The sequence below is a fragment of the Brevundimonas sp. CURTG3B2_SDJG genome, from assembly GCF_057364705.1.
Window position 1 is genome coordinate 1 of sequence record NZ_JBNFOJ010000518.1, and the last position, 1,009, is coordinate 1,009.

At 74.2% G+C, this 1,009-nt stretch carries 1 protein-coding gene; it reads right to left on the bottom strand.

Annotated features, from left to right (window positions below):
* Window positions 1-200: 200 nt before the first annotated feature.
* Window positions 201-890 carry an ABC transporter permease gene (locus AC2W7C_RS18390; protein WP_486002635.1) on the bottom strand — a complete coding sequence of 230 codons (690 nt, stop codon included), beginning with the start codon at window positions 888-890 and terminating at the stop codon, window positions 201-203.
* Window positions 891-1,009: the final 119 nt, after the last annotated feature.

The following is a 1,009-nucleotide window of genomic DNA, read 5'->3' on the forward strand; positions in this document are numbered from 1 at the left end:
GACAAGATAGGTAGCGCAGGCCGCGGGTTCGCCGGGGGCGGCCGTTTGAGCCTGGGGCGTCGAGCGCCGCGCCGCCGGCGAGGGGCGGCGGTCGCAAGGCCGAGGAGCAGGCTGTGGGCGCGGCGCAATGCGGCCTCCGGACGCTGGACTGAGCGCCACGGTATCCGCCCCGGGCTTAACCCGCGCCTAACGCGCCCAGCTCAGGACAGGCGGGCGCGGACGCGCCGCTCGGCCCAGCCGACGAGGGCGTTCAGGGCGAGCCCCATGGCCATCAGCCAGACCAGGGCGGCCAGCATCTCGGCTGTGCGCAAGCGGTTGCCGGCCTCCAGCAGACGCCACGCCAAGCCTTGGGATGCGCCTGAGCCCGAGACGAATTCGGCGACCACCGCACCGATGACCGCCAGGCCCGAGGCGACGCGCAGGCCCTCCAGGGCGAAGGGCAGGGCGGCCGGAATCCAGAGCCGCCACAAGCGCTGCAGGGGCGAGGCGCCGTAGAGATCGAACAGCCGCTCCAGGTCCGGATCGGCGGACCTAAGGCCCGTCAGGACGCCCGAGAACAGGGGGAAGAAGCTGACGGCGGCGGCGAGCGCGATCACCGCGCGGTCCGGATGGTCCAGCCCTGCCCAGATGACGACCAGGGGCGCGATGGCGACGATCGGGGTGACCTGCAGCGCCACGGCCAGCGGACGGACCGCCTGTTCGGCGGCGCGGTGCAGGGAGACCGCCAGGGCCAGTCCGCCGCCCAGCAGGGCCGCGAGCGCCAGCGCCAGAACCGCCATGCGGAAGGTCTGCCAGGCCGAGCCGGCCAGGACGGGCACCCGGTCCGCCAGGGCCACGGCGACGGCGCTGGGCGGCGGCAGGAAGTAGGGGGCACGTGAAGCAGCCGGCACGCGGCCTCCCAGACGGCCAGCAAGAGGGCCGTGAGAAGCAGGGGCGCGAGAACAGCGGTTCACGCGACCGGCTGCCGGCATGGCTGGGCCAAGGCCGCGGCCAAGGCTTCGAACCGTCC